This is a genomic window from Kitasatospora sp. NPDC059795 (assembly GCF_042732175.1).
Classification (GTDB): Bacteria; Actinomycetota; Actinomycetes; order Streptomycetales; family Streptomycetaceae; genus Kitasatospora.
The window spans coordinates 14927-40173 of the sequence record NZ_JBHWID010000023.1 but is presented as its reverse complement, the minus strand read 5'-3'; the positions used below and the strand labels follow the sequence as shown (position 1 = coordinate 40173).

The window sequence follows — 25247 nt, the reverse complement described above, 5'->3', positions numbered from 1 at the left end:
AGCGGGGGGAGCGTGAAAGGATGCCCCCCACGGGGTGCCATGAACACTCCGAAAAGCCGTGTGTTCCGTACAGAGGAGTGCCGCCGTGCCGGGCAAGAACCTGAGCCGTGAGGAGGCCCGCGACCGGGCCGCGATCATTCGGGTCGAGAACTACCGCATCCACCTGGACGTGAGTGCGGCGGCCGATCCCGGCCGGCCCACCTTCCGATCCACCACCCGGATTTCGTTCGACTGCAGCGCTCCGGGCGCGTCGAGCTTCGCCGACCTGCTGGCCCCCGAGGTGGTCTCGGTCGAGCTGAACGGGCGCGCGCTGGACCCGGCCGAGGTGTTCGACGGCACCCGGGTCGCGCTGCCGGAGCTCGCCGCGCACAACAAGCTGACCGTGGTCGCCGAGTGCGCGTACAGCCGCACCGGCGAGGGCCTGCACCGCTTCGTCGACCCGGTGGACGGCGAGACCTACCTCTACACCCACTACGAGCCGGCCGACTCCCGCCGGGTGTTCGCCAACTTCGAACAGCCCGACCTGAAGGCCCCGTTCAGCTTCACCGTGACCGCCCCGGCGGCCTGGGACGTGTACGCCAACGCGGTGCACGAGCGCATCACCGACGAAGGCGACGCCCGCACCTGGGAGTTCGCGCCGACCCGGCCGATCTCCACCTACCTGACCGCCGTGGTGGCCGGCCCGTACCACGTGGTGCGCGACCACTACTCCCGCGAACTGCCCGACGGCACCGTGCTGGAGATCCCGCTCGCCACCACCTGCCGCCGCTCGCTGGCCCCGTACTTCGACGCCGACGAGATCCTCACCGTCACCAAGCAGGGCCTGGACTTCTTCCACGACGAGTTCGACTACCCGTACCCGTTCGGCAAGTACGACCAGTGCTTCGTCCCCGAGTACAACATCGGCGCGATGGAGAACCCGGGCTGTGTGACCTTCCGCGAGGAGTTCGTCTACCGCTCGAAGGTCACCGAGGCCGCGTACGAGTCCCGCGCCAACGTGATCCTGCACGAGATGGCGCACATGTGGTTCGGCGACCTGGTCACCATGAAGTGGTGGGACGACCTGTGGCTGAAGGAGTCGTTCGCCGACTTCATGGGCTCCTTCGCGCAGATCGAGGCCACCAAGTACCGCTCCGCCTGGATCACCTTCGCCAACCGCCGCAAGGCCTGGGCGTACCGGCAGGACCAGTTCCCCACCACCCACCCGATCACCGCGGACATCCGCGACCTGGAAGACGCCAAGCTCAACTTCGACGGCATCACCTACGCCAAGGGCGCGTCCGTCCTCAAGCAGCTGGTCGCCTACGTCGGCCGGGACGCCTTCTTCGAGGGCGCCCGCCGCTACTTCAAGAAGCACGCCTTCGGCAACACCGTCCTCGCCGACCTGCTGAACGCCCTGGAGGAGACCAGCGGCCGCGACCTGCGCAGCTGGTCCGCCGCCTGGCTGCAGACCTCCGGCGTCAACGTCCTGACCCCCGAGGCCACTTCGGACGCCGAGGGCCGGCTCACCGAGCTGGCGATCCGGCAGGACGGCGACGTTCTCCGCCCGCACCGGATCGCCGTCGGCCTGTACGACCGCGCCGAGGACGGCTCGCTGGTCCGCACCGACCGCTACGAGCTGGACGTCACCGGCGCCCGCACCGTGGTCGCCGAGGCGGCCGGGCATTCGGTGCCCGCGCTGGTGCTGCTCAACGACGACGACCTGACGTACTGCAAGGTCCGCTTCGACGAGCGCTCGCTGGAGACCCTGCGCACCGGCCTCGGCGACATCACCGGCGAGTCCGGCCTGGCCCGGGCGCTGGCCTGGTCCGCGGTGTGGAACCTGACCCGGGACGGGCTGATGCCCACCCGCGACTACCTCGACCTGGTGCAGCGCTTCGCCGGCCGGGAGTCCGACATCGGCGTCCTGCAGTCCCTGCACCAGCAGGCCGGCATCGCCCTGGAGGTGTACGCGGACCCCGCCCGCCGCGCCGAGTACGGCACCGCACTCGCCGAGGTCGCGCTGCGCGAGCTCTCCCAGGCCGCCCCCGGCAGCGACCACCAGCTCGCCTGGGCCCGCTTCCTGGCCGACACCGCCGAGCGCGCCGACCACCTTCAGCTGCTGCGCGGCCTGCTGGAGGACACCGCCCGGATCGACGGCCTGACGGTCGACCAGGAACTGCGCTGGAACTTCTGGCTGGCCCTCGCCGTCAACGGCGAGGCCACCACCGAGGAACTGGCCGCCGAACTGGCCCGCGACAACACCGCCAGCGGCCGCCGCCAGCACACCGAGTGCCTGGCCGCGCGACCCACCGCGGAGGCCAAGGCCGCCGCCTGGACCTCGGTGGTCGACTCCGACGAACTGCCCAACGCCCTGGTCGAGGCGCAGATCGCCGGCTTCAACCTGGCCGGGCAGCGCGAGTTGACGGCCGGCTACACCGGGCCGTACTTCGAGATCCTGGAGTCGATCTGGGCGGACCGCTCGATCGAGATCGCGATGCGGATCGTCGGCGGCTTCTTCCCGCGCTACCAGACCACGCCCGAGACCCTGGCGGCCACCGACGCCTGGCTGACCGGGCACCCGGCCGCCGCGCCGGCGCTGCGCCGCCTGGTGCTGGAGTGCCGCGACGACCTGGCCCGCGCGCTGCGCGCCCAGGAGTGCGACGCCGAGTAGCCGAACGCACAGTGGGGCAACTCCCGTCTTCGTACCGGGAGTTGCCCCACTGCGCGCGGGCGTCCGCTACTTCAGGGTGGCGGAGGTCAGACCCGCCTGGACCTGGCGCTGGAAGGACAGGTACACCACCAGCACCGGCAGCATCGCGATCGTCATGCCGGCGAACAGGCCGGGGAAGTCGCTGGCGTAGCCGGACTGCTGGGCCAGGTTCATCAGGCCCTGGGCGAGCATCGAGTGGTCCGGGTCGGAGCCGCTCTGCTGCTGCATCAGGGTCAGCGGCAGCAGGTACTGGTTCCACTGCCCGAGCACGTTGAAGATGAACACGCTGATCAGGCCGGACTTCGCCATCGGCACCATGACCTGGAAGAACGCCCGGCTGTGCGAGCAGCCGTCGATCATCGCGGCCTCGTGCACGGCACTGGGCAGCGAACGGAAGAACGAGTACAGGAAGAACACGGTGAACGGCAGCGAGTAGGCCGTGTACACCAGGATCAGGCCGACGTACTGGTTCAGGCCCAGCCACGGGATCACGTCGCCGAGGTTCTTCACCATGAAGAACAGCGGGACGAGCGCCAGGTACACCGGGAACATCGCGCCGGCGACGAAGAAGTAGTAGATGATCCGGTTGCCGCGGAACTCGTAGCGGGCCAGCACGTAGGCGGCCATCGCGCCGAGCAGCATCGTCAGCGTGAGCGAACCGGCCAGCACGATCAGGGTGTTGACGAAGAAGTCGCCGATGCCCTTCTGCCAGGCCCGGCCGAAGGCGTCGAAGCTCCAGTGGGACGGCCAGCTCCAGGCGCTGCTGCCGATCTCGGTGTTGTTCTTGAAGGAGCCGAGGACGATCCAGATCAGCGGACCGATGATCAGCAGTGCCCACAGCGCCAGGAAGCCGTGCGAGAAGACGTTGAGGACTCCCCCGCCGTCCGCGAAGCGCTGTTCCTTGCCGGGCCTGCGCGGCTTGTCGTCCCCGCCCCGCTGAGCCGGGATGCCGGTGGTGGCGTCGGTATTGGTGCTCATGCCGGGAACCTCAGAACTCGATCTTCTCGCGCCGGGTGACCCGGAGCGAGACGACGGACAGGACCATGGTGATGAAGAAGATCACCACACCCATGGCACAGGCGTAGCCGGCCTTGCCGAAGGTGATGAAGTTGCGCATCAGCAAGGTCGCCATGATCTCGCTGTGGTGGTCCGGGCCACCGCCGTAGTAGGCGCCGGGGGTCATGGTGGAGACCAGCGCGAAGGCGTCCATCGCGGCGATCGCCAGGTAGACCCAGGCGGTCTGGATGGTCTCCCAGAGCAGCGGCAGCGTGATCTTGAAGAAGGTGGTGCCGCGCTTGGCGCCGTCCAGCAGGGCGGCCTCGTAGATGTCCTTCGGGATGCTCTGCATGGCGGCCGAGAACAGCACCAGGTAGAAGCCGACGCCGGACCAGATCAGCACGCCCATGATGCACCACAGGCCGAAGTCGGGGTCGGCGAGCCACTGCCAGGGGTGCGCCGGGTCGACGATGCCGATCTTGGACAGCACGCCGTTCAGCAGACCGCCCTCGTCGGTCCGGTAGACGCCCTGGAAGAGCACCGACAGGATCGCGACCGACAGCACCTGCGGGAAGAAGAAGACCACCTTGTAGAAGGCGGATCCCCGCACGCCCTGCACGCCGCCCGTCCCGCTCCGGCCGCCCACGTTGAGCATGAAGGCGAAGAACAGCGCCAGCAGGATGGTGGCCAGCGGCAGCACGATCAGCAGCAGCAGGTTGTGCTGCAGTGCGCCGAGGAAAACGCTGTCCTTGAAGAGCTTGGTGTAGTTGTCCAGCCCGATGAAGTTCATCTCCGGCGAGGCGCCGGACCAGTCCGTCAGCGAGTAGCCGAAGGTCTGCAGGTAGGGCCAGATGACCAGGGCGATGTACAGCACGACGGGAACGACGAGGAACCCGAAGATGAAGGGGTATTTACGGTGACGCATGCGAGCTGCTCCTGTCCGCCGACAGCCTGTGGTCAGACAGGCTTGAAACTGCGGTTATCGCGTGGAACGGCCGGGGCCCGCGAGCGGACCCCGGCCTTTCGGTGACAAGCCGTCGGCCTGCTGGTGGGTCAGACCTTCTTGGCGGTCGCGGCCTTGCCGCGGGCCACCCACTCCTGCGGAGTGATGCGCTTGTTGACCAGCTCGTTGGTGGCGTTCTGCAGCTCGGTGTCGAACGGGGTCTGCAGGTCCGGGTAGGTGAAGTTGAACGTCCCGGTGCCGGCCGCGTCGACGGCGGTGGCGGACGACTTGGTGCCCGGCTTGAGCTGCACGTCGGCGCCGATGCCGCCCTTGAGGACGGTGAGGGAGTTGGCGGCGGCGGCGAACTTGCCGGAGCCCTCCTTCGTCAGCATCATGCGCAGGAGCTCGAGGCCGCCGTTCTTGTTCTTGGCCTTGCTCGGCACGATGAACGGCTCGCCGGCGCCGGCCCGGACCGCGGTGGCGGGCAGCTTGTCGCCGGGCAGCGACGGGATCGGCAGGAAGGCCATGTCGAAGTCGGCCGGGGTGGAGGCCAGCATCTCGTTCTCCAGCCAGGAGCCGGACGGGATGAAGGCGGCCTTGCCCTGGCACCAGGCGGTCTGCGACTCGGTGTGGGTCATGCCGTTGGTGCCCGGGAGCAGGTAGTCGTTCTCCATGATCTTGTAGAACGCGGAGACACCGGCGAGCACGGCCGGGTCGTCCCAGGCCGCGGCCTCACAGGCGTTGATCTTCTTGATCAGCTCGGCGCCGCCCTGCTTGCCGATCAGGTCGAGGATCACGTAGTTCGCGTAGTAGGGGTACTTGCCCTGGTGCGCGAACGGGGCGACGCCGGCGGCCTTGATGGTGCCGCAGAGGGTGATGAACTCGTCCCAGGTCTTGGGCGCGGTCCAGCCCTTGTCCTTGAACAGCTTGGCCGAGTACCAGAGGCCGTACACGGTGTACACGTAGTTCAGCGAGTACATCTTGTCGCCGATGGTGCCCTGCTCGATGGTGCCCGGCAGCAGGACGTCGCGGATCTTCTTCGACGGGTCGTCCAGGTACGGGGCGTCCAGCAGCGCCGTCAGGTCGGTGAGCTGACCGGCGCCGACCAGGACGTCGATCTTCATCTGCTGGGCGCCGGAGTTGTCGATGACGTCCGGCGGGTTGCCCGCGTTGAAGCGCGGCTGGAGCTTGCCGCTGATCTCCTGGGTGCCCAGGTGCGAGATGTTCGCGCCCGAGTAGGTCTTCTTGTACATGTCCTCGAAGGCCTTGGCGTAGTCGTCGCCGTAGCCGCCCTTGAAGATCACGACGTCCAGCGGGTCACTCGCCTTGACCCCGAACGGGTTCTTGCTGTCGCCCCCGACCGCCGGAGAGCTCGACTTGTTGTCGCTGCTACCGGTACCGCCGGCGCAGGCCGCGAGCAGCGAGCTGCTGCCGGCCGCCAGGACGGTGATCGCGGCCGCGCGCTTGAACAGGTCGCGGCGGTTGTACTCAGTTGCAGAGCCCATGCGTGCCCTAACCCCTCAGTTCCAGAAGAAATGAGCCGAGCTGACGTCACGTCAACTCCGTTGGCCCGGAAGGTGCCCAGCGGCGAAGTTGCCGGTCAGAGGCGGTGTGATGATGCGCAAAGGTATAGTCCACTGTTCATCTGACAGCAATAGGCCGCCGGTCTGATAACAAACCTGACAGTCAAAGCGTTGTCGGCGGTGCAGCATGTGCAATGTGCAGGGACCCTGCTCATTGCATGTCCGCGCCAGCCGTGATCGCGAATCTAGCGCGCTTGTGTTCGTTTGAACATACAAACGCGCAGCTCCGCGCATCACGGTTCGAGAACTGTGACGGCGGAGCTGCACGCAGTGATCCCTGATGGACCCTCAGTTTCAGTCGTTCCGAAGGCCCTTGTCCAGCGCGGCGATCATGCTGCCCTGGGCGTCGTCGCCGTCCAGCGACCAGACCATCACGCCGGCCAGGTCGTTCTCCCGCACGTAGCGGGCCTTGGCGGTCGCCATCTCCGGGGTGTCGTACGTCCAGAAGTCGGTGCCGTCGTACTTCCAGCTCACGCCGTGCGCCCGGTCGGTCCAGACCTTGCCGGGCAGCTCCTTGATCTGCTTGTACGACAGGGTGCCGCCGCGGGCCAGGCCGGTCGCCGACTGGTACAGGCCGTTGCCGCGCGGGCCGGCCGGCACGCCCGTCCAGCCGAAGCCGTGGAGCGGGACGCCCACCACGGCCTTCTTCGACGGCAGGCCGCGGTCCGTGTAGGCGCCGACCAGGCGGTCTACGCTCAGTTGCAGGCCGGTGGGGTCGTTCGGGTCGGAGTACAGGTTGGACTCGTGGTTGGTCGGGCCCTTGGTCTCCCACGGGCCGTGCAGCTCGTAGGCCATCAGGTTCAGCCAGTCCACCGGCTCGGCGACCTTGTCGATCTCGAACTTGTCGATCGCGGACTCGCCGGCCGGCACTGCGGCGGTGAGCAGGTAGTGCGGGCCCTTCCGGCCCGACAGCGCGTCGAGTTGGGTGCGGAACTCCTGCATCAGCAGGGTGAAGTTCCGCCCGTCCTCGGGGCGCACCACGTTGCCCTCGTCGCCCGGGCTGCCCGGGTACTCCCAGTCGATGTCGATGCCGTCGAACACGCCGGCGCCCGCGCCCGCGCCGCCCTCGGCGGAGCCCAGCTGCGGCAGGTCGCCCTTGAGGTACAGGTCGATGCAGGAGGAGACGAACTTCTTCCGGGAGGCGTCGGTGAGCGCCGCGTCCGAGAAGTGCTTGGACCAGCTCCAGCCGCCCAGCGAGATCACCGCCCGCAGCTGCGGGTTCTTCGCCTTCAGCTTGCGCAGCTGGTTGAAGTTGCCCTTGAGCGCCTGGCCGGGGGCGTCGGCCACGCCGTCCACCGACTCCTCGGCGCCCACCGGCCGCTGGTAGTCGGCCCAGGCGTCGCCCGCCCCGGCCTCGTTCGCCTCGAAGCAGGCGCCGTCGGCGGAGACGTTGCCGAACGCGTAGTTGAGCACGGTCAACCGGCCGGCCTGGCCGCTGTCCTGGACCTTCTTCGCGGAGAACCCGCTGTAGATGCCCCACTGGGTGAAGTAGCCGACCCGCTGCCCGTTCAGGCGCGGTCCCTTCTCCTGGGCCCGCGCGGCAGCCGGGGAGACGAGCAGGGCGCCGATGGTCGCGGCGACGAGGAGGGCCGAGGTGCGTCTGGTCATTCCGTGAATCTCTCCGTCCGATTCAGCGTGAAATTGGTATGGACCAAGTGCTGATGGAGAGGTCTAGTCCAGTTGCGCGTGTTCGCACAAGGGGATGGCCGGATTCACCCCAAGAAATGGCAAAGAGCCGCACCGCCCCTTCCGGGGTGGTGCGGCTCTTCAGGCGTGTCGTCAGCCGATGAGGCTGCGCAGCACGTACTGCAGGATGCCGCCGTTGCGGTAGTAGTCCGCCTCGCCGGGGGTGTCGATGCGCACGACCGCGTCGAACTCGACAGTCTTACCCGCCGCGTCGACAGCCTTGACCTTGACGGTCTTCGGGGTGCGGCTCTCGTTCAGCTCGGTGACACCGGTGAACTCGAAGGTCTCCTCGCCGGTCAGGCCCAGCGAGTCGGCGTTCTGGCCGGCCGGGAACTGCAGCGGCAGGACGCCCATGCCGATCAGGTTGGAGCGGTGGATGCGCTCGTAGGACTCGGCGATGACGGCCTTGACGCCGAGCAGCGCGGTGCCCTTGGCCGCCCAGTCGCGGGACGAGCCGGAGCCGTACTCCTTGCCGGCCAGGACCACCAGCGGGATGCCCGCGGCCTGGTAGTTCTGCGAGGCGTCGTAGATGAACGACACCGGCGCGTCGGCCTGGGTGAAGTCGCGGGTGTAGCCGCCCTCGGTGCCCAGCGCGATCTGGTTGCGCAGGCGGATGTTGGCGAAGGTGCCGCGGATCATGACCTCGTGGTTGCCACGGCGCGAGCCGTAGGAGTTGAAGTCACGCTTCTCCACACCGTGCTCGGTGAGGTACTGCGCCGCCGGGGTGCCCGGCTTGATGTTGCCGGCCGGGGAGATGTGGTCGGTGGTGACCGAGTCGCCCAGCTTGGCCAGCACGCGGGCGCCGGCGATGTCGGTCACCGGGCTCGGGGTCTTGGCCATGCCCTCGAAGTACGGGGGCTTGCGGACGTAGGTGGACTCGGCGTCCCACTCGAAGGTGTTGCCGGTCGGGACCGGGAGCGACTGCCAGCGGTGGTCGCCGGCGAAGACGTCCTGGTAGCCCTTGTCGAACATGGCCTCGTCGATGGAGCCGGCGACCGCGTTGGCGACCTCCTGCTCGGACGGCCAGATGTCGGCGAGGAAGACGTCGTTGCCGTCGGCGTCCTGGCCCAGCGCGTCCTTGGTGATGTCGACGTTCATGTTGCCGGCGAGGGCGTAGGCGACCACCAGCGGCGGGGACGCCAGGTAGTTCATCTTGACGTCCGGGTTGATCCGGCCCTCGAAGTTGCGGTTGCCGGAGAGCACCGAGACGACCGCGAGGTCGGACTCGTTCACCGCGGCGGAGACCTCCTCGGGCAGCGGGCCCGAGTTGCCGATGCAGGTGACGCAGCCGTAGCCGACCAGGTTGAAGCCCAGCTTCTCCATGTACGGGAGCAGGCCGGCCTTCTCGTAGTAGTCCATGACGACCTTGGAGCCGGGCGCCAGGGTGGTCTTGACCCACGGCTTGACCGTGAGGCCCTTGTCCACGGCCTTCTTCGCCAGCAGGGCGGCGCCCAGCATGACGGAAGGGTTGGAGGTGTTGGTGCAGGAGGTGATCGAGGCGATCACGACCGCGCCGTTGTCGATCTCGTAGGTCGAGCCGTCGGGGGCGGTGACGGCGGTCGGCTTCGAGGCCTCGGCGGAGTAGGTCGGCAGCGCCTCGGCGAACTTCTCGGCGGCCTCGGCCAGGATCACGCGGTCCTGCGGGCGCTTCGGGCCGGAGATCGACGGGACGACGGTGGAGACGTCCAGCTCCAGGTACTCGGAGAAGACCGGCTCGACCGACGGGTCGTGCCAGAGGCCCTGCTCCTTGGCGTACGCCTCGACCAGGGCGAGCTGCTGCTCGTCACGGCCGGTGAGCTTCAGGTAGTTGATGGTCTCGGCGTCGATCGGGAAGATCGCACAGGTCGAGCCGAACTCCGGCGACATGTTGCCGATGGTGGCGCGGTTCGCCAGCGGGATCGAGGTGACGCCCTCGCCGTAGAACTCGACGAACTTGCCGACCACACCGTGCTTGCGCAGCATCTCGGTGATGGTGAGCACCAGGTCGGTGGCGGTGGTGCCGGCCGGCAGCTGGCCGTTCAGCTTGAAGCCGACCACGCGCGGGATCAGCATCGAGACCGGCTGGCCGAGCATCGCGGCCTCGGCCTCGATGCCGCCGACGCCCCAGCCCAGCACGCCCAGGCCGTTGACCATGGTGGTGTGCGAGTCGGTGCCGACGCAGGTGTCGGGGTACGCCTGGCCACCCCGGACCATGACGGTGCGGGCCAGGTGCTCGATGTTCACCTGGTGGACGATGCCGGTGCCGGGCGGGACGACCTTGAACTCGTCGAACGCGGTCTGGCCCCAGCGCAGGAACTGGTAGCGCTCCTTGTTGCGGCCGTACTCGATCTCGACGTTCTGGACGAAGGCGTCCGGGGTGCCGAACTTGTCGGCGATGACGGAGTGGTCGATGACCAGCTCGGCCGGCGCCAGCGGGTTGATCTTGGACGGGTCGCCGCCCAGCTCCTTCACGGCCTCACGCATGGTGGCCAGGTCGACCACGCAGGGCACGCCGGTGAAGTCCTGCATGATCACGCGGGCCGGGGTGAACTGGATCTCCTCGGACGGCTCGGCCGTCGGGTCCCAGCCGCCCAGGGCGCGGATGTGGTCGGCGGTGATGTTCGCGCCGTCCTCGGTGCGGAGCAGGTTCTCCAGCAGGACCTTGAGGCTGTACGGCAGCCGCTCGGAACCCTCGACGGCGGAGAGCTTGAAGATCTCGTACGACTCGTCGCCCACCTGCAGCGAGCTGCGAGCGTCGAAGCTGTTCGCGGACACGACTGACTCCTTCTTGGTCCACCCGGTGATAAGGTAAGGCTTGGCTAACCTGGCGGCCGCCGCCTACCGAGCCGATGATGGAAGGCCCGCCGGACGCGGGGCCTGCGCCTCTCGGCAAGTATCTTGACGTCAAGATAAAGTCTAGCGCGGAATGTATCTCGATGTCGAGATAAACCATAGTGCATGGCTCCGTCCAAACTTCACCGGCACATCCTGTAACGCAACCGCAGCCCCGGCGCATCTGTCTTCCATGTACCGGGCGGCGCCTCGTCCAGCCGATGGGGCCGCCGGAAACCCGGCACGTGACAAGGGGTGCGGATGGCGGTGGGGCGGCGGCGGGCCGAGGAGCGGCGCGAGTTCGAGGAGTTCGCGCGCGCCCGCGGCACCGCACTGTTCCGCACCGCCCTGCTGCTCTGCGGCGACTGGCACCTCGCCGAGGACCTCACCCAGACCGCGCTCGCCCGCATCTACGCCTCCTGGGGACGCGTCCGGCAGGCCGACAGCCCGATCGCCTACGCCCGCACCGTGCTGCTGCGCTGCTACCTCTCGCACCGGCGGCTGCGCCGCAGCAGCGAACTGCCCGGGCTCGACTTCCTCCCCGAACAGGCCGCCCCCGACAGCGACCCGGCGCTGCGCGTCGCCCTGCTCTCCGCACTCGCCGAACTGCCGCCCAAGGACCGGGCCGTCCTGGTGCTGCGCTACTGGGAGGACCGCAGCGTCGAGGAGACCGCCGCCGAACTCCAGCTCGCGCCCGGCACCGTCCGGGTCCGCGCGCTGCGCGCCCTCACCCGGCTGCGCCGCCAGCTCTCCCCGCACCTGGACACCCTCGTGCCGTGACCGAGCCCGCGCCCCCTCCCCGTCGCCCCCCGCCGCCCCCGGTCGCCCGAACCGGACGGCCCACTGCGCCACGCCCTGAGCGTCCGCCCGCCAGAAAGCGAGAGACCCCGATGCCCGAGCCCGAGTCCGAGCGGGAGCTGAGCGACGTCTTCGAATGGGCCGTCGGCGAGGCCGTGCCCGACCTCGGCCTGCTCGTCGCCGGGGCCACCGCCGAGGGCAGCGCCATCCGGCGGCGGCGACGGCGGGTCGCACTCACCGGCGCCGTCGTCGGCGTCGCCGGGCTGGCACTGGTCGGCGGACTGCTGCTGCGCCCCGGCCCACCGCCCACCGCCACCCCCGCCGCCGGAAGCTCGACGACGCCTGTCCCCACGCCGCAGGCCACCCTGCCGTCGGACCGGGTAGCGATGACCGGGGCCGCCGGCATGGTCGTGCTCGGCCATCTGCTCGGCCCCGACCTGACCGTCATGACCTGGAACAGCAACGCCTATCCCGTCAGCACGGACCTGCACACCTACATCGTCGCCCGGGTGCACGACCGCGTCACCAATCGGATCAGCGTGATCGAGATCGACCTGGTGGCCCCCGACGACGGGCCGTCGCCGACCCGCGAGGGTGTCGACTGCGCCGGCCACCCCACCACCGAGCACTGCGAGATCCTCCGGGGCGTCAACGGCGAGTCCGGGGCGGCCTACAGCTTCCGGGGCGACAACCAGCAGACCGCCTACGCGGCGAAGCTGCTGCGGTCGCAGGACGGCGTCCAGATCACGCTGACCGCCACCGGCATGGACGGAACGGAGCCGGGGGTGCCCCTGAGCACTCTCGCGAAGTGGGCGTTCGACCCGAACTGGCAGCCCTACATCAGCCGCAGCCAGGCCGAGTCCGCGGCTGAACAGGTGAAGGCCTTCGCCGCGCACGGCCCGGCGGACCCGCCGCCCTCCGCGCTGACGCCGGGTTCGGGCCCGGCCGCCCAGCCGTCGGCCGGCGCGGTGGGGGGCTCAGCGGCGGGGGGCGCGCCGGCGGGGGGCTCAGCGGCAGGGGGCAGGACCGCGCCGTAGTGGGGCGCCCCGATGCCCGGCGGGCGCGGATCGGCGTGCCGGGGACGGGGGTTGGGCACCCCGGTGCCGTGCCGCATCGTCCGCGGGCTACCGTGGGCGGGTGATCGTGGTGGACGCTTCCGCAGTGGTGCTCTCGCTCGCCGACCAGGGCCCGCGCGGGGCCGCGGCCAGGGCCGCGCTGGCCGCCGACCCCGACTGGGTCGCGCCCGAGCATGTGCTGATCGAGGTGATGCAGTCGCTGCGCGGCCTCTACCTCGCCAAGCAGGTCACCGCCGAGCAGGCGGCCGAAGTCGCCCGGCGGCTGCCGGAGTTGGCCATCCGCAAGGTGGAGCTCGCCCCGCTGCTCGGCCGGATCTGGGAGCTCAAGGACAACCTGACCCCGGACGACGCCGCCTACGTCGCGGTCGCCGAACAGTGCGGCGCCCCGCTGATCACCGCCGACCTGCGCCTGATGCGCGCCAGCGGGCCGCGCTGCGAGATCCGCGGCATCACCGCCGCCGGCTGACGGGCTTGCCGGGCCCCGGCGGCGTCGGGAGCGTTCTCGTACGGGTGACTGCGGGCGGTGCTGCGGCACGGCGGCGTGCGGGCGGGGTGCCCGGCGGCCACCGTGGGCGGTGTTCCCTGACAGCCCGTCGGAAGGTCCGCGATGCCCCTGTCCTCCGCCGCCGGCGCACTGCTGATGCCGCTCGCACTGCTGCCGATCGGCCCGCCCGAGGCCCCCGGACCCGGCGGGGCGACCGCCGGGGCCGTACCCGACCAGGTGGTGAACGCCCAGTTCGACCGCGCCGACGGCTTCGTCGCCGCCCGGGCGGTCACCCACGCACCCGACCTGGTGCCGTACGGCGCGCAGGTGCGGGTCACCGTCCACCGGGAGGAGGGCCGGACGACCGTCGCGGTGGAACTCGCCGGCGTGGCCGGCCCGCACGACTTCCCGGCGCACGTGCACACCGGCTACTGCGGAGTCGACCCGGCGGCGTCCGGCCCGCACTACCAGCACGTGGCGAACGCGGACTCCGCCGACAACGAGGTGCGGATGACGGTGCACACCGACGCCGGCGGGGCCGGCCACGCCTCAGCGACCGTCCCCTGGGCGTTCCGGCCCGACGGCGCGCACTCGCTGGTGCTGCACGCCGGCACCGACGCGGGCCGGCATGCCGCCGCCGACCGGGTCGGCTGCGTCGACGTCGACTTCTGAGCCCGCCCTCGGGCCCGGAGGTCAGGACCCGAGGGTGGCCACCATCACGGCCTTGATGGTGTGCAGGCGGTTCTCGGCCTGGTCGAAGACCACGGAGTGCGCCGACTCGAAGAGTTCGTCGGTGCACTCCAGCTCGGCCATGCCGGTGAGTTCGAACATCTGCCGGCCGATCTCGGTGCCGAGGTCGTGGTACGCGGGCAGGCAGTGCAGGAACTTGACCGCCGGGTTCCCGGTGGCGCGCACCGTGTCCATGGAGACCTGGTAGGGCTTCAGCAGGGCGATCCGCTCGGCCCAGACCTCCTTGGGCTCGCCCATCGACACCCAGACGTCGGTGTACAGGAAGTCCGCGCCCGCGACGCCCGCCGCGACGTCCTCGGTCAGCGTGATCAGGGCGCCGCTGGCCTCGGCCAGGGTGTGGGCGGCCTTCTGGACCTCCTCCGACGGCCACAGCTGCGCCGGGGCGACGATCCGGATGTCCATGCCCAGCAGCGCGCCGGTGACCAGCAGCGAATTGCCCATGTTGGAGCGGGCGTCGCCGAGGTAGACCAGGGTGGTCTCGTTCAGCGGCTTGGTGGAGTGCTCCTGGATGGTGAGCACGTCGGCCAGCATCTGGGTGGGGTGCCACTCGTCGGTCAGGCCGTTCCAGACCGGGACGCCCGCGTGGACGGCCAGTTCCTCGACGATCTCCTGGCCGTCGCCCCGGTACTCGATGCCGTCGAACATCCGGCCCAGCACCCGGGCGGTGTCCTTCACCGACTCCTTGTGGCCCATCTGCGACCCGGCCGGGTCGAGGTACGTGGTCGACGCGCCCTGGTCGTGGGCCGCCACCTCGAACGCGCAGCGGGTGCGGGTGGAGGTCTTGGCGAAGATCAGGGCGATGTTCTTCCCCTTCAGCCGCGGCTGCTCCGTCCCCGCGTACTTGGCCGCCTTGAGCTGCGCCGCGAGGTCGACCAGGTGACGGAACTCCTGGGGAGTGAAGTCGGTCTCCTTGAGGAAGTGCCTGTTCCGGAGATTGAACGCCATACCGGTCTCCTGGGTCGGTCAACGGACTGAGACGGGAAGTGTATACGAGCCGTCGAATAATCATGCAATGGCGGGGCTGTTGTACGGGCACCGGAGGTCCGCACAACAGGCCCGCGCGAGGCCCAGGCCGGGGCCTCGCGCGGGCCGGCTGGCCCGGCCGGCCCAGCCGGCCCGACCGGCCCGAACGGGGCACGGCCTGGGCCCGGTCGGGGGTCAGAGCCGGGGGTCGACCGGCTCGGACTCCAGTGCCAGCACCGCGAACACCGCCTCATGCACCCGCCAGAGCGGCTCGCCGGCCGCCAGTCGGTCCAGTGCTTCCAGGCCGAGCGCGTACTCGCGCTGGGCGAGCGAGCGCTTGTGGGCCAGCGAGCGCTGCCGGAGCCGGTCCAGCCGCCGGATGTAGTCCGGGCCGTAGATGATCCGCAGGTACTCGCGCCCGCGCACCTTCAGGCCGGGCTGGACCGGTCGCCCGCTGCCGTCCCGCTGCAGCGCCTCGACCGGCTTGACCACCATGCCCTCGCCGCCCGCGCCGGTCAGCTCCTCCCACCAGGCGACGGCGGCGGCCGTCGAGGCCTCGTCCTCGGTGTCGACCAGCATCCGCCCGGTGCGGTGCAGCACCGGGGTGCCGCCGCCGCTCTCCTCGGCGAGCCGGTGGTCGGCGACGACCAGCCGGTCGATCAGGTCGAGGTGCTCGGTGTGCGGGCGCAGCGCGAGGTTGGCGCCCTCGGCGGCGAGCAGCTGGAACGGGGCCAGCCGGATGCCGTCCAGGCCCTCGGTCGGCCAGCAGTAGCGCCGGTACGCCTCGGTGAACGCCAACGCGTCGGCGGTGCGCTCCTGCTGGCGGCCGGTCAGCTCCGCCACGTCCAGTCCGCGGGCGGCGGCCTTGGCGAGGGCGTCGAGCGCGGCGGGCAGGGCGGCGCCGGCGGCCGCGCCGACCGCGGCGTACTGGCGGCGCAGCAGGTCGACGGCCTTCAGCGACCAGGGCATCAGCTCGGCGTCCACCAGCAGCCAGCCGGTGTCGAGTTCGTCGAACAGGCCGGACTGCTCGGCGGCGGCCCGCAGCCGGTCGAGTATCGCGCCGGTGAGCTGTTCGTCGGACAGGAAGGCGCGGCCGGTCCTGGTCCAGATCGCGCCCGGGCCGGGCAGGCCGAAGCGCTTGTCCAGCGCGGCGTCGTCCCGGGCGACCAGGACCACGGCGCGCGAGCCCATGTGCTTCTCCTCGCAGATCACCTGCCGCACCCCGTCGTGCCGGTAGGCGAGGAACGCCTCCTCGGGGTGCTCCAGCAGGCCTTCGCGGCGGGAGGTCGGCGAGGGCGCCATGGTCGGCGGCAGGTAGGCGAGCAGTCGCGGGTCGAGCGCGAAGCGGCTCATCACCTCCAGCGCGGCAGCGGCGTTCTCCTCCCGGACGGCGACGTTGCCGAGCGTGCCGGTCTCCACCACGCGGCGGCCGGCCACGTCGGCGAGGTCCAGCGGACGGCCTTCCCGGCCGCCGGGCGCGTCCTGGTGCAGCGGGCGGACCGGCTCGTACCACTCCTGTTCGGCGGGCACGCCGACGATCTCCCGTTCCGGGTAGCGCAGCGCGGTGAGGCTGCCGCCGAAGACGCAGCCGGTGTCGAGGCAGATGGTGTTGTTGAGGAAGCTCGCCACCGGCACCGGGGTGTGGCCGTAGACCACCAGGGCGCGGCCGCGGTACTCCTCGGCCCACGGGTAGCGCACCGGCAGGCCGTACTCGTCGGTCTCGCCGGTGGTGTCGCCGTACAGCGCGTGCGAGCGGACCCGGCCGGAGGCGCGGCCGTGGAACTTCTCCGGCAGGCCGGCGTGGCAGACCACCAGCGCGCCGCCGTCCAGCAGGTAGTGGCTGACCAGGCCGCGCATGAACTCCCGCACCTGGGCGCGGAACTCCTCGCTCTCCCCGGCGAGCTGGTCGATGGTCTCCTGCAGGCCGTGCGAGACGGTGACCTTGCGGCCGTCCATCCAGCGGCCGAGCTTGTTCTCGTGGTTGCCGGGCACGCAGAGGGCGTGGCCGGCCGCGACCATGCCCATCACCAGGCGCAGCACGCCCGGGCTGTCCGGGCCGCGGTCGACCAGGTCGCCGACGAACACCGCGGTGCGGCCCTCCGGGTGCGCGGCGTCGACCGGGCGGCCCTGGTCGTCGCGGGTGATCGCGTAGCCGAGACGGCCGAGCAGGGTCTCCAGCTCGGAGCGGCAGCCGTGGATGTCGCCGACGATGTCGAACGGTCCGGTCAGGTGCCGCAGGTCGTTGTACCGCTTCTCCGGGACGATCTCGGCGTGCTCGATCTCCTCGACCCCGCGCAGCACGTGCACCTTGCGGAAGCCCTCGCGTTCCAGGCCGCGCAGCGAGCGCCGCAGGTCGCGCTGGTGACGGGGGATCACGTGGGCCGGCAACTGCCGGTCCGGCCGGGCCCGGTTGCGTTCGGCGCACACCTCGGCGGGCACGTCCAGCACGATCGCGATCGGCAGCACGTTGTGCTCCCGGGCGAGCGCGATCAGGTCGCGCCGGGCGTGCTGCTGGACGTTGGTGGCGTCGACCACGGTGAGCCGGCCGGCCGCGAGGCGCTTGCCGACGACGTAGTGCAGTACGTCGAAGGCGTCGGCCGAGGCGGACTGGTCGTTCTCGTCGTCGGAGACCAGCCCCCGGCAGAAGTCCGAGGAGACCACCTGGGTGGGCAGGAAGTGCTTCCGGGCGAAGCTGGACTTGCCGGAGCCGGTGCTGCCGATCAGCACCACCAACGAGACGTCGGTGACGGGGAGGCGCCGACCGGCCGGGAGGCCGGCCTCCGGGGTCTCGGCCGCCGGGTTCTGGTCCGCGGGGGTTTCGGTGGTCATCGGTTCGCGCTCCCTTCGAGGGCGAGGTCGTTCGACGGGGTGTCGGCGCCGGCCGCAGTGTCGGCCTCGGCGGTGTCGGTCCTGGCGGGCTCGGCGGTGTCGGCGGCCTCGGCGAGGCGGAAGTGGGCGAGCTGGGTGGGCGCGCCGACCTCCGGGTCGAGCGGGCCGACCGGTTCGAACGCGACCGTGTAGCCGTAGCTGTCGGCCACCTGCTCCGCCCAGGCGGTGAACTCGGCCCGGCTCCACTCGAACCGGTGGTCGCCGTGCCGGACGTGCCCGGCGGGCAGGCTCTCCCAGCGCACGTTGTACTCGACGTTCGGCGTGGTGACCACGACCGCGGCGGGCCGGGCCGCGCCGAACACGGCGTACTCCAGCGCGGGCAGCCGGGGCAGGTCGAGATGCTCGATCACCTCGCACAGCACCGCCGCGTCGTAGCCCTTCAGCCGGGCGTCGGTGTACGTCAGCGCGCCCTGGACCAGCCGCACCCGGCGCGCCTGACGCTCCGGCATCCGGTCCAGGCGCAGCCGGCGGGCGGCGATCGTCAGCGCCCGGGAGGACACGTCCACTCCGAGCACCTCGGTCACCCGGGGCTCCTTGAGCAATGCGCCCACCAACTCGCCCTGGCCGCAGCCCAGGTCGAGCACCCGGGCGGCGCCGGTGCCGGCCAGCGCGGCCAGGATCGCCGTGCGCCGCTGGACGGCCAGCGACTCACTGCGGCCGGCCGCCTCCTCGGCGGCGGGCGGCTCCGGCTGCGGTTCGTCGGTCGGTGCCGCCTGCGCCGGGGTCGACGCACCGTCGGTCGGTGCCGCCTGCGCCGGGGTCGACGCACCGTCGGTCGGGAGTTCGGTCTCCACGTCCGTGGTCGGGTCGGTGGCGGTCACCTCCTCCGGGGTGTCGGGGACGGCGTTGTCGAGTTCCTCGGCCTCGCGGTCGTCGGCCTCGGCCAGCCGGGCCAGGGCGAGGCGTTCCATCGCGAGCCGGGTCAGCGACCAGCGGCGGGACAGGTAGCGGCGGGTGATCAGGGCGCGTTCGGGGTGGTCGGCGAGCCAGCCCTGACCGGCCGCCAGCAGCTTGTCGACCTCGTCGGGCGCGACCCAGTAGTGCTTGGCGCCGTCCAGCACCGGCAGCAGCACGTACAGATGCTGCAGGGCGTCGGCGAGCCACAGCGTGCCGGTGAGTTCGAGCCGCACGTACCGGGAGTCGCCCCACTCGGGGAAGGACTCGTCCAGCGGGACGCACGTCGCTTCGACCTGCCAGCCCAGTGGGGCGAACAGCCGCTCCACCAGGGCCGGTCCGTCGCCGGCCACCGGGACGGCGGGCAGCGCGATCCGCAACGGCATGGCGCGGCCGGGCAGTTCGGGCCGGTGCGCGCACTCGCCCTTCATCGCGGACCGGAACACCGTGCGCAGCGCCACCGCGAGCAGCGAGGACGCGGCGTATGGCCGGTCGTTGACGTACTCGGCGAGCGCCAGGTCGGGCGAGCCGGAGCGGCCCTTGCCCCGGCCTTGGCGCAGCAGCGCCGCGGGGTCGACTTCCAGCAGCAGCGCGGCGGTGCACGCGTCCTCCCCGGACTCGGGGTAGAAGACGTGCGCGGTGCCGTGCGCGGTGGTGAACCGCTGCACCTTGTCGGGGTGCTTGTGCAGGAGGAAGCCCAGGTCGGACGCAGGGTTCTCGGCGGTGCCGGTGGTGGATATCGATACGAACACCCGGTCGAGTATGGCTGTTGGGCCTGTACGGGGGCATCAGGTTTTGTCCGTCCGGTGAGCGTGTTGGTCAGTCCTTGCCCCGATTGGTTAACGTGCGGGATGTGACTGCTGAGACCTCCACTTCCACGAACGGCGCGGTGGCCGTCGGCCTGGCGACCGTCGCCGCCGACGGCACCGTCCTCGACACCTGGTTCCCCTCCCCCGAGCTGGCCGCCGCTCCCGGCCCGTCCGGCACCGTCCGGCTGAGCGCCGAGCAGGCCGAGCAGGCGCTCGGCGCGGGCGCCTCCGAGGCGCTGCGCGTCGACGCGCGGCGCGGCGTCGAGGTGGTGGCGGTGCGCACCGTGATCTCCTCGCTGGACGAGAAGCCGCTGGACGCGCACGACGTCTACCTGCGCCTGCACCTGCTCTCCACCCGCCTGGTGAAGCCGCACGGCCAGAACCTGGACGGCATCTTCGGTCTGCTGGCGAACGTCGCCTGGACGTCGATCGGCCCGGTGCCGGTGGGCAACGTGGAGCAGGCCCGGCTGGCGGTGCGCGCCCAGGGCGGGCAGCTCGCCGTGTACGGCATCGACAAGTTCCCGCGGATGACCGACTACGTGGCGCCGAGCGGGGTGCGCGTCGCGCACGCCGACCGGGTCCGCCTCGGCGCGCACCTGGCCGAGGGCACCACCGTGATGCACGAGGGCTTCGTCAACTTCAACGCCGGCACCCTGGGCACCTCCATGGTCGAGGGCCGGATCAGCGCGGGCGTGGTGGTCGGCGACCACAGCGACATCGGCGGCGGTGCCTCGATCATGGGCACCCTGTCCGGTGGCGGCAAGCAGACCGTCTCGGTGGGCGAGCGCTGCCTGCTGGGCGCCAACGCGGGTATCGGCATCTCGCTGGGCAACGACTGCGTGGTCGAGGCGGGCCTGTACGTCACCGCCGGCACCCGGGTCACCACCCCGGACGGCACGGTGGCGAAGGCGGTGGAGCTGTCCGGCCAGGACAACCTGCTGTTCCGTCGCAACTCGCAGTCCGGCGCGGTCGAGGTGATCGCCCGCTCCGGTTCGTGGGGCGGCCTGAACGCGGATCTGCACTCGCACAACTGATCTCCTTTCGGCTCGTGTCCCGGCTTCGGGACGTCCCCGCTCGGCGCTGTAGCCGAGCGGGGGCCGGGCTCGCAAACTCGGCTCACCCCTGGGGCTGACCGGGCCCCGCGGTTGGACCGCTACGGGTGGTCCCGGGTGACCGTGCACGGCGGGGACTCGTTGGACCGGCGGCGTCGACCCCCGGCGCTTCACCCCGCACCACCGAGCTGAAGGGGCCCCCTCATGTCCGAGCCCTGGACCGAGCCGCCCACCACGGGCACCCCCACGGGCGGCGTGCCCGTCACCACCAAGTCGCTGCTGGAGCAGATGCAGGAGCTGCTCGCCTCGATCAACACCGACCTGGCCGGACTCGACTCCGACCTGCGGGACACCGCACCCGCACCCCGGAGCGAGCCGGACGACTCGGCCCGCGACTGAGCGCACGCCACCGGGACCGGCGGGCCCAGCGGGACCACGAGCCTCGGCTCCTCCCGCCGGGCCCCGCCCGACATCACGGCCGCCTCGGCTTCCGCCTCCCCGCCTTCCGCTGCCTCGTCTTCCGCTGCGTCCACGCTCTCGGAAGACGTCTCGTCGGCCGCCGTCGCCCGCTGCTGCTCGCGCAGCAACTCGGCGACCAGATCCCGGCATTCGGAGCTCGCGTCGAGCCCGTCGATGCACGTCCAGTACAGGCTCTCGGTCTCCGCTCCGCAGGCCAGCACCACCAGGTTCTCGCCGGTCTCCTCCAACAGCCCGGCCAGCTCCACCAGGACCGGTTCCAGCTCGCCGAGCTCGGTGAGCCGCTCGACCGGCCCCGGCCCGGACCGACCGCCGAGCCTCTGCACCGGCCCGCCGCCGAGCCCGCCGCCGAGCCCGTGGAGGCCAGGCCCGTGTAGGCCGGGATCGGGCGGCTGTCGCAGGCAGCTCGCGGTATGCCCGCCGGCCTCCGAGAGCAGCTGCCCCAGGGTGGCGAACTCCTCGCCGTCGTGGTCGGCGATCCGTGCGCCGACGGCCTCGATGGCCAGCCCGGACTGCCAGGCCCGGTACAGGATCTCCCTGGCTCCCCGGGCCTCGGCCAGGTCCTGCCGGACGGTCTTGATCAGTCGCAGTGCCTCCATGGCGCGCGCTCCCCTCGGTCGCCGCCGCCGTCGGTCGGCGGTCGGTCAGGGGCTCAGCGTGCCGTCGCCGGCCGGTCGTTCCCAGCGCATTCGCCGCGCCTGTGGACAACCCGGCCCTGTGGAAAACTCGGGTCCCCCGCAGGAGGGAAAACCGGATGATTTCCCCACCCACGTGAAACGCCTGAGCCGCCGGAAACGCCGAAAACACGAAGCCACGAAGCCCCGAAGCCACCGCGGAACGACCTCAAGCCGCCGGAAACCGGCTCTCGTTGCGCTCGATCTTCTCCGCCAGCGCCCGCAGCGGATCCACCTCCAGCACGGTGCACAGCTGCAGCAGGTAGGCCAGCACGTCGGCGACCTCGTCCCGCACCCGGTGCGCCGTGCCGGCGTCGGCCATCACCGCGCCGGCCTGTTCGGGCGTCAACCATTGGAAGATCTCCAGCAGTTCACCGGCCTCGACGCTCAGCGCCGAGGCCAGGTTCTTCGGGGTGTGGAACGGCTGCCAGTTCCGGGCGGCCGCGAACTCGGTCAGTCGCCGCTGGAGTTCGGGCACCGTCAGATCGTCGTTCATTCCCCCAGGTCTACCACTGCGGCCGCGTCCCGCGCCGTGCCCTGGACGGGTACCCGGGCGGCGGGTTCGGTGCGGCGCAGCAGGCTGTGGCCGGTGGCCGGATCGCGCCGGCACTCGACCAGTTCGACGCCGTCCAGGCCGTGCGCGGGGCCGGGTTCCTGGAGGGTGGCGAGCAGCCGGATGTCGCCCTTGCCGGTGACTTCGCGGGCCAGCCGCAGCAGCGCGGCGACCTGTTCGGCCGCCAGCCCGGCCCCGAGGTCCTCGGCGAGCAGCACCAACTGCCGGTGCGCGTCCGGTACTTCGGCGGCCGGGTCGACGTCGATGACGTCGGCGCCGGTGAGCAGGACGGCGGCGAAGGCGAGCAGCCGCAGCATGCCGTCGGAGGCCTGGTCGGCGCCGGTGCGGCCGAGCACGCCCTCGTCGAAGACGGCGATCAGCCGCTGCTGCGCGCCCTCGCCGCGCCGGGCGACGTCCAGTCCGAGCAGCGGGTGCGGCGCGGCGGCCTGGACGGTGCGCAGCAGCCGGGCCCAGCGGCGCTGGCACTCGCTCTTGAGGCGGCCGAGGACGGCGGAGATGTTGGCGGCGGTGCCGAGCAGCCGGGCCTGCGGTTCGGGCCGGGCCCAGCCGCGCATCGCGGCCGGCACGGGGTGCAGGGCGAACACCTCGCGCAGTGCGGTGAGCAGTTGTTCGGAGGCGGCCAGCACTTTGCGTTCGCCGTTGGACGATCCGGCCACCCGCAGCGGCAGTTGGGCGGTGATCAGGCTGCTGCTGGACAGCGGCGCGCGGATGTCGCCCTGCCGGGAGTCGTTGTGCCAGGTGACGTTGACCCGGCCGCGGGCGAGGTCCTGTTCGCCGGTCTCCATCAGGGTCCGGCCGTCCAGGGTGAGCCATTCGCGGGCGATCCGGACGCGTTCGTCGGTGCGCACCACCACTTCGAGCCGGACCTGCCCGACGCCGGAGCGGACGGTGCAGCCCAGGATGATCGCGTTGCGCCCGTGCGGGACGCAGCCGGCCAACCCGCCCCGGACGGGGACGGCGAGCGGGCCGCCGATGCCGCCGATGCCGTCCAGCGAGGGTCTGATCTCCTCGCCGAGGGCGAGCCGGGAGAGCACGGAGAGGGCGTCCAGCGCGTTGGACTTGCCCGCCCCGGACGGGCCGTGGACGACGGTCAGCGGCGACATCGGCAGGGTGGCGCGCCGGTAGGACTTGAAGGACGTCAGCCGCAGTTCCTCGACGGTCGGGCGCTTCACCAGGGGTGTGGACTCCGTGGGCGGGCGCCGGCCCGGCTGGGCGGAGGAGCGGTCGGGTGGCCCGACCGGGGGCGGGGCCAAGGGGGCTTCGCTGGTCACTCCGAGCACTTTAGGCCCGCAGTGAGCTGGAGAAACGACTCTCCTGACGGCCTTTCACCCCTTCGAGTCCCCACCGTCGCCGGGCCCGTCGCGGTGTGTCACTCGTACGCGGTGATCCGCACCGAGCCGGTGACCTCCACGGGCTCCGGCAGCGCGTCCAGTGCGGCGGCCAGCGCGGCCCGGTCGGTGTGCCAGGCGCTCGGCCCCATCCCGACCACGGCGGCGGCGTCCGCCCGCGATAGCCGCAGCGCGAACTCCACGTCCGTGCGCCCCACCGGCGCGAACCACGGGCCGAGCTTCTCCTCGATCCGCCGGTCCTTGTCCTCGTCGACCGACAGCAGGCCCAGCGCGCCCACCAGTTCCCGCAGGTGGCGGGAGGTCGGCGCGGCCACCAGCAACCGCCCGCCCGGGCGCAGCACCCGCCGCATCTCCGGGCCGTTGCGCGGCGCGAACACGTTCAGCAGCACGTCCGCCGCGCCGTCCCGCAGCGGGAGCGGACGCCAGGCGTCGCACACCACGGCGCCGATCCGCGGGTGCGCCTTCGCGGCCCGCCGCAGCGCGTACTTCGACAGGTCGAGGGCCGCGCCGGCCGCACCGGGCCGGGCCTCCAGCACCCGCGCCAGGTAGTGCCCGGTGCCCGCGCCCAGGTCGGCCACCAGGCCGGTGTCCGCCGCGACCCCGGCGGCGGCCTCGGCCAGCGCCCGCTCCAGCGGACGGTAGTGGCCGGCCGCCAGGAACTCGCTGCGGGCGGCGACCATCTCCGCGGTGTCGGCGGTGCCCGCCTTCGCGTCGCCGGCCAGCAGGCTGACGTAGCCCTGCCGGGCCTGGTCGAAGCTGTGGCCCTGTGCGCAGCGCAGGGTGCGGCCGTCCAGGGTCAGGGGGTGGGCGCAGTGCGGGCAGACCAGATAGGGCTCGATGTCCTGCAGCAACTCGGTCGCATCCTCGCGGGATCGTCAGGGGCCGGGGGAACGTCGAGGGTATCCCGGCTGCGGACGCCTCGTCGCTCTCCCGGCCCCTGACCTGCGGCCAGACCGTGCCGACGGCTCACTCCTCGCCGTCGTCGCCGACTTCTTCCTCCTCCGACTCGTCGACCACCCACATCGCCAGCCGCTCGGCCACGCCCGTGATGCCGAGCTTGCCCTCCCGGATCGCCCGGGCCAGGCTGCGCACCTCGCGCGCGGTGGTCGCCACCCGGCAGCCGCTGGCCACCAGGTACGCGTAGGCCACGGCGGTGGCGAACAGCTCGTTGTTGCGCTCCAGCGCGGGGACCCGGATCAGCTGGTGCATCAGCGCGGCCGCACGGTCCTGCGGCTCCGGGTAGACGGCGATGTCGAAGATTTCGGCCTGGTGCCTGGTGATCGCCGCGAGCAGCGATCCGTAGTCGGTGACCTGCGGGTCACCGGGCGTGTACTGCTCGGCGGTCATGAGCAGCCACGAGAGGTCGACCTCAAGTTTCAACGGCGCACGTCCTGGAGTTCGCTCGGCGATCCGAACTCGGCGAGGAACGCCGCCTCGTGCTCCTTCATGAACTGCGCCGCGGCGTCCACGAAGTTGCGCCCCGCCTCGCCCATGTCCTGCTGTACCAGGCGCTCGATGTACTGGTTCATGCTGATCCCCTGCTGTTCGGCCCGCTCGCGGGCCATCTCGGCGGTGGTCGCATCCACCCTGACGTTCAGCTGCTTCTTGGCCATGCTTCACGCTAGCGCCGAGGTGCTAGCACAACAAGGGCGCAAACCGGCCGCACCCCCGCTCCCCCAACCCTGTCCGCCCGCGCCCCCGCGAAAACCGGCCGCCGGGCCCGGAAACGCCGGACGGGCGCGGGAGA

The 25247-nt window shown here is 71.3% G+C and carries 20 protein-coding genes; 6 read left to right on the top strand and 14 right to left on the bottom strand.

What is annotated here, in order from left to right; all coding sequences use genetic code 11:
* Window positions 1-85: 85 nt before the first annotated feature.
* Window positions 86-2653, top strand: a complete 2568-nt coding sequence (gene pepN / locus ACFV4P_RS32245; RefSeq protein WP_380477063.1) for an aminopeptidase N — start codon at window positions 86-88, stop codon at window positions 2651-2653.
* Between the two features lie 66 nt (window positions 2654-2719).
* Here pepN and ACFV4P_RS32240 read toward each other — a convergent pair whose 3' ends face one another.
* The 5 genes from ACFV4P_RS32240 to acnA form a co-directional block, all read right to left on the bottom strand.
* Window positions 2720-3670, bottom strand: coding sequence for a carbohydrate ABC transporter permease (locus tag ACFV4P_RS32240; protein ID WP_380477062.1), 951 nt, complete (start codon window positions 3668-3670; stop codon window positions 2720-2722).
* A 10-nt stretch (window positions 3671-3680) separates the two neighbouring features.
* Window positions 3681-4613, bottom strand: coding sequence for a carbohydrate ABC transporter permease (locus tag ACFV4P_RS32235; RefSeq protein WP_073812394.1), 933 nt, complete (start codon window positions 4611-4613; stop codon window positions 3681-3683).
* A 128-nt stretch (window positions 4614-4741) separates the two neighbouring features.
* Window positions 4742-6136: an N-acetylglucosamine/diacetylchitobiose ABC transporter substrate-binding protein gene (ngcE, locus tag ACFV4P_RS32230; protein ID WP_380477060.1), complete on the bottom strand. Its 1395-nt coding sequence runs from the start codon at window positions 6134-6136 to the stop codon at window positions 4742-4744.
* A gap of 372 nt (window positions 6137-6508) precedes the next feature.
* A complete protein-coding gene (locus tag ACFV4P_RS32225) occupies window positions 6509-7822 on the bottom strand; it encodes a glycoside hydrolase family 18 protein (protein WP_380477059.1) in 1314 nt (437 codons plus the stop codon).
* Between the two features lie 171 nt (window positions 7823-7993).
* Entirely contained in the window at window positions 7994-10654 is a 2661-nt protein-coding gene (acnA, locus tag ACFV4P_RS32220) for an aconitate hydratase AcnA (RefSeq protein WP_380477057.1), read from the bottom strand.
* 318 nt (window positions 10655-10972) lie between these two features.
* On the opposite strand from acnA, the gene ACFV4P_RS32215 reads away from it, so the two are divergent.
* The 4 genes from ACFV4P_RS32215 (at window position 10973) to ACFV4P_RS32200 (ending at window position 13741) form a co-directional block, all read left to right on the top strand.
* On the top strand, window positions 10973-11491 hold the full coding sequence (locus ACFV4P_RS32215; protein WP_073812400.1) for a SigE family RNA polymerase sigma factor: 519 nt from the start codon (window positions 10973-10975) through the stop codon (window positions 11489-11491).
* Window positions 11492-11601: 110 nt separating this feature from the next.
* A complete protein-coding gene (locus tag ACFV4P_RS32210) occupies window positions 11602-12546 on the top strand; it encodes a hypothetical protein (RefSeq protein ID WP_380477056.1) in 945 nt (314 codons plus the stop codon).
* 100 nt (window positions 12547-12646) lie between these two features.
* Window positions 12647-13051 carry a type II toxin-antitoxin system VapC family toxin gene (locus tag ACFV4P_RS32205; RefSeq protein WP_380477055.1) on the top strand — a complete coding sequence of 135 codons (405 nt, stop codon included), beginning with the start codon at window positions 12647-12649 and terminating at the stop codon, window positions 13049-13051.
* A 141-nt stretch (window positions 13052-13192) separates the two neighbouring features.
* Complete coding sequence (locus tag ACFV4P_RS32200) at window positions 13193-13741, top strand: superoxide dismutase (protein WP_380477054.1); 549 nt, start codon at window positions 13193-13195, stop codon at window positions 13739-13741.
* 21 nt (window positions 13742-13762) lie between these two features.
* On the opposite strand, the gene argF is transcribed toward ACFV4P_RS32200, so the two are convergent.
* From argF to ACFV4P_RS32185, 3 genes are all read right to left on the bottom strand, one after another.
* The gene (gene argF, locus ACFV4P_RS32195; RefSeq protein WP_380477053.1) at window positions 13763-14764 is read right to left on the bottom strand and encodes an ornithine carbamoyltransferase; all 1002 of its coding nucleotides are present in this window, start codon (window positions 14762-14764) and stop codon (window positions 13763-13765) included.
* Window positions 14765-14977: 213 nt separating this feature from the next.
* The gene (locus tag ACFV4P_RS32190; RefSeq protein ID WP_380477052.1) at window positions 14978-17611 is read right to left on the bottom strand and encodes a polynucleotide kinase-phosphatase; all 2634 of its coding nucleotides are present in this window, start codon (window positions 17609-17611) and stop codon (window positions 14978-14980) included.
* Window positions 17608-19317, bottom strand: coding sequence for a 3' terminal RNA ribose 2'-O-methyltransferase Hen1 (locus tag ACFV4P_RS32185; RefSeq protein ID WP_380477051.1), 1710 nt, complete (start codon window positions 19315-19317; stop codon window positions 17608-17610). Before ACFV4P_RS32185 ends, ACFV4P_RS32190 begins: the two co-directional genes overlap by 4 nt.
* Window positions 19318-19418: 101 nt before the next feature.
* Here ACFV4P_RS32185 and dapD point away from each other — a divergent pair, with 101 nt between their 5' ends.
* Complete coding sequence (gene dapD, locus ACFV4P_RS32180) at window positions 19419-20408, top strand: 2,3,4,5-tetrahydropyridine-2,6-dicarboxylate N-succinyltransferase (RefSeq protein ID WP_380477050.1); 990 nt, start codon at window positions 19419-19421, stop codon at window positions 20406-20408.
* A gap of 188 nt (window positions 20409-20596) precedes the next feature.
* Here the strand turns inward: dapD and ACFV4P_RS32175 are convergent, their stop codons facing one another.
* The 6 genes from ACFV4P_RS32175 to ACFV4P_RS32150 all read right to left on the bottom strand — a co-directional run bounded on the left by ACFV4P_RS32175 (window position 20597) and on the right by ACFV4P_RS32150 (window position 25113).
* Complete coding sequence (locus ACFV4P_RS32175; RefSeq protein ID WP_380477049.1) at window positions 20597-21502, bottom strand: DUF6099 family protein; 906 nt, start codon at window positions 21500-21502, stop codon at window positions 20597-20599.
* A 244-nt stretch (window positions 21503-21746) separates the two neighbouring features.
* Entirely contained in the window at window positions 21747-22073 is a 327-nt protein-coding gene (locus ACFV4P_RS32170) for a nucleotide pyrophosphohydrolase (protein WP_380477048.1), read from the bottom strand.
* On the bottom strand, window positions 22070-23323 hold the full coding sequence (locus tag ACFV4P_RS32165; protein ID WP_380477046.1) for an AAA family ATPase: 1254 nt from the start codon (window positions 23321-23323) through the stop codon (window positions 22070-22072). Before ACFV4P_RS32165 ends, ACFV4P_RS32170 begins: the two co-directional genes overlap by 4 nt.
* Before the next feature lie 197 nt (window positions 23324-23520).
* Window positions 23521-24351 (bottom strand): putative RNA methyltransferase, encoded by an 831-nt coding sequence (locus tag ACFV4P_RS32160; protein ID WP_380477045.1) that lies wholly within the window; start codon window positions 24349-24351, stop codon window positions 23521-23523.
* A 115-nt stretch (window positions 24352-24466) separates the two neighbouring features.
* Window positions 24467-24880, bottom strand: coding sequence for a hypothetical protein (locus ACFV4P_RS32155; protein ID WP_033216979.1), 414 nt, complete (start codon window positions 24878-24880; stop codon window positions 24467-24469).
* Entirely contained in the window at window positions 24877-25113 is a 237-nt protein-coding gene (locus tag ACFV4P_RS32150) for a toxin-antitoxin system HicB family antitoxin (RefSeq protein ID WP_035862820.1), read from the bottom strand. The genes ACFV4P_RS32155 and ACFV4P_RS32150 overlap by 4 nt, the downstream gene beginning before the upstream one ends.
* Window positions 25114-25247 lie beyond the last annotated feature (134 nt).

Excerpts from the sequence above, each read along its gene's own strand:
- ACFV4P_RS32235 (WP_073812394.1), bottom strand. The coding sequence starts at position 4,613 with ATGCGTCACCGTAAATACCCCTTCATCTTCGGGTTCCTCGTCGTTCCC.
- ACFV4P_RS32170 (WP_380477048.1), bottom strand. The coding sequence starts at position 22,073 with ATGAACGACGATCTGACGGTGCCCGAACTCCAGCGGCGACTGACCGAG.
- ACFV4P_RS32175 (WP_380477049.1), bottom strand. The coding sequence starts at position 21,502 with ATGGAGGCACTGCGACTGATCAAGACCGTCCGGCAGGACCTGGCCGAG.
- ngcE (WP_380477060.1), bottom strand. The coding sequence starts at position 6,136 with ATGGGCTCTGCAACTGAGTACAACCGCCGCGACCTGTTCAAGCGCGCG.
- argF (WP_380477053.1), bottom strand. The coding sequence starts at position 14,764 with ATGGCGTTCAATCTCCGGAACAGGCACTTCCTCAAGGAGACCGACTTC.
- ACFV4P_RS32150 (WP_035862820.1), bottom strand. The coding sequence starts at position 25,113 with ATGGCCAAGAAGCAGCTGAACGTCAGGGTGGATGCGACCACCGCCGAG.
- ACFV4P_RS32215 (WP_073812400.1), top strand. The coding sequence starts at position 10,973 with ATGGCGGTGGGGCGGCGGCGGGCCGAGGAGCGGCGCGAGTTCGAGGAG.
- ACFV4P_RS32225 (WP_380477059.1), bottom strand. The coding sequence starts at position 7,822 with ATGACCAGACGCACCTCGGCCCTCCTCGTCGCCGCGACCATCGGCGCC.
- ACFV4P_RS32200 (WP_380477054.1), top strand. The coding sequence starts at position 13,193 with ATGCCCCTGTCCTCCGCCGCCGGCGCACTGCTGATGCCGCTCGCACTG.
- ACFV4P_RS32210 (WP_380477056.1), top strand. The coding sequence starts at position 11,602 with ATGCCCGAGCCCGAGTCCGAGCGGGAGCTGAGCGACGTCTTCGAATGG.
- ACFV4P_RS32190 (WP_380477052.1), bottom strand. The coding sequence starts at position 17,611 with ATGACCACCGAAACCCCCGCGGACCAGAACCCGGCGGCCGAGACCCCG.
- ACFV4P_RS32240 (WP_380477062.1), bottom strand. The coding sequence starts at position 3,670 with ATGAGCACCAATACCGACGCCACCACCGGCATCCCGGCTCAGCGGGGC.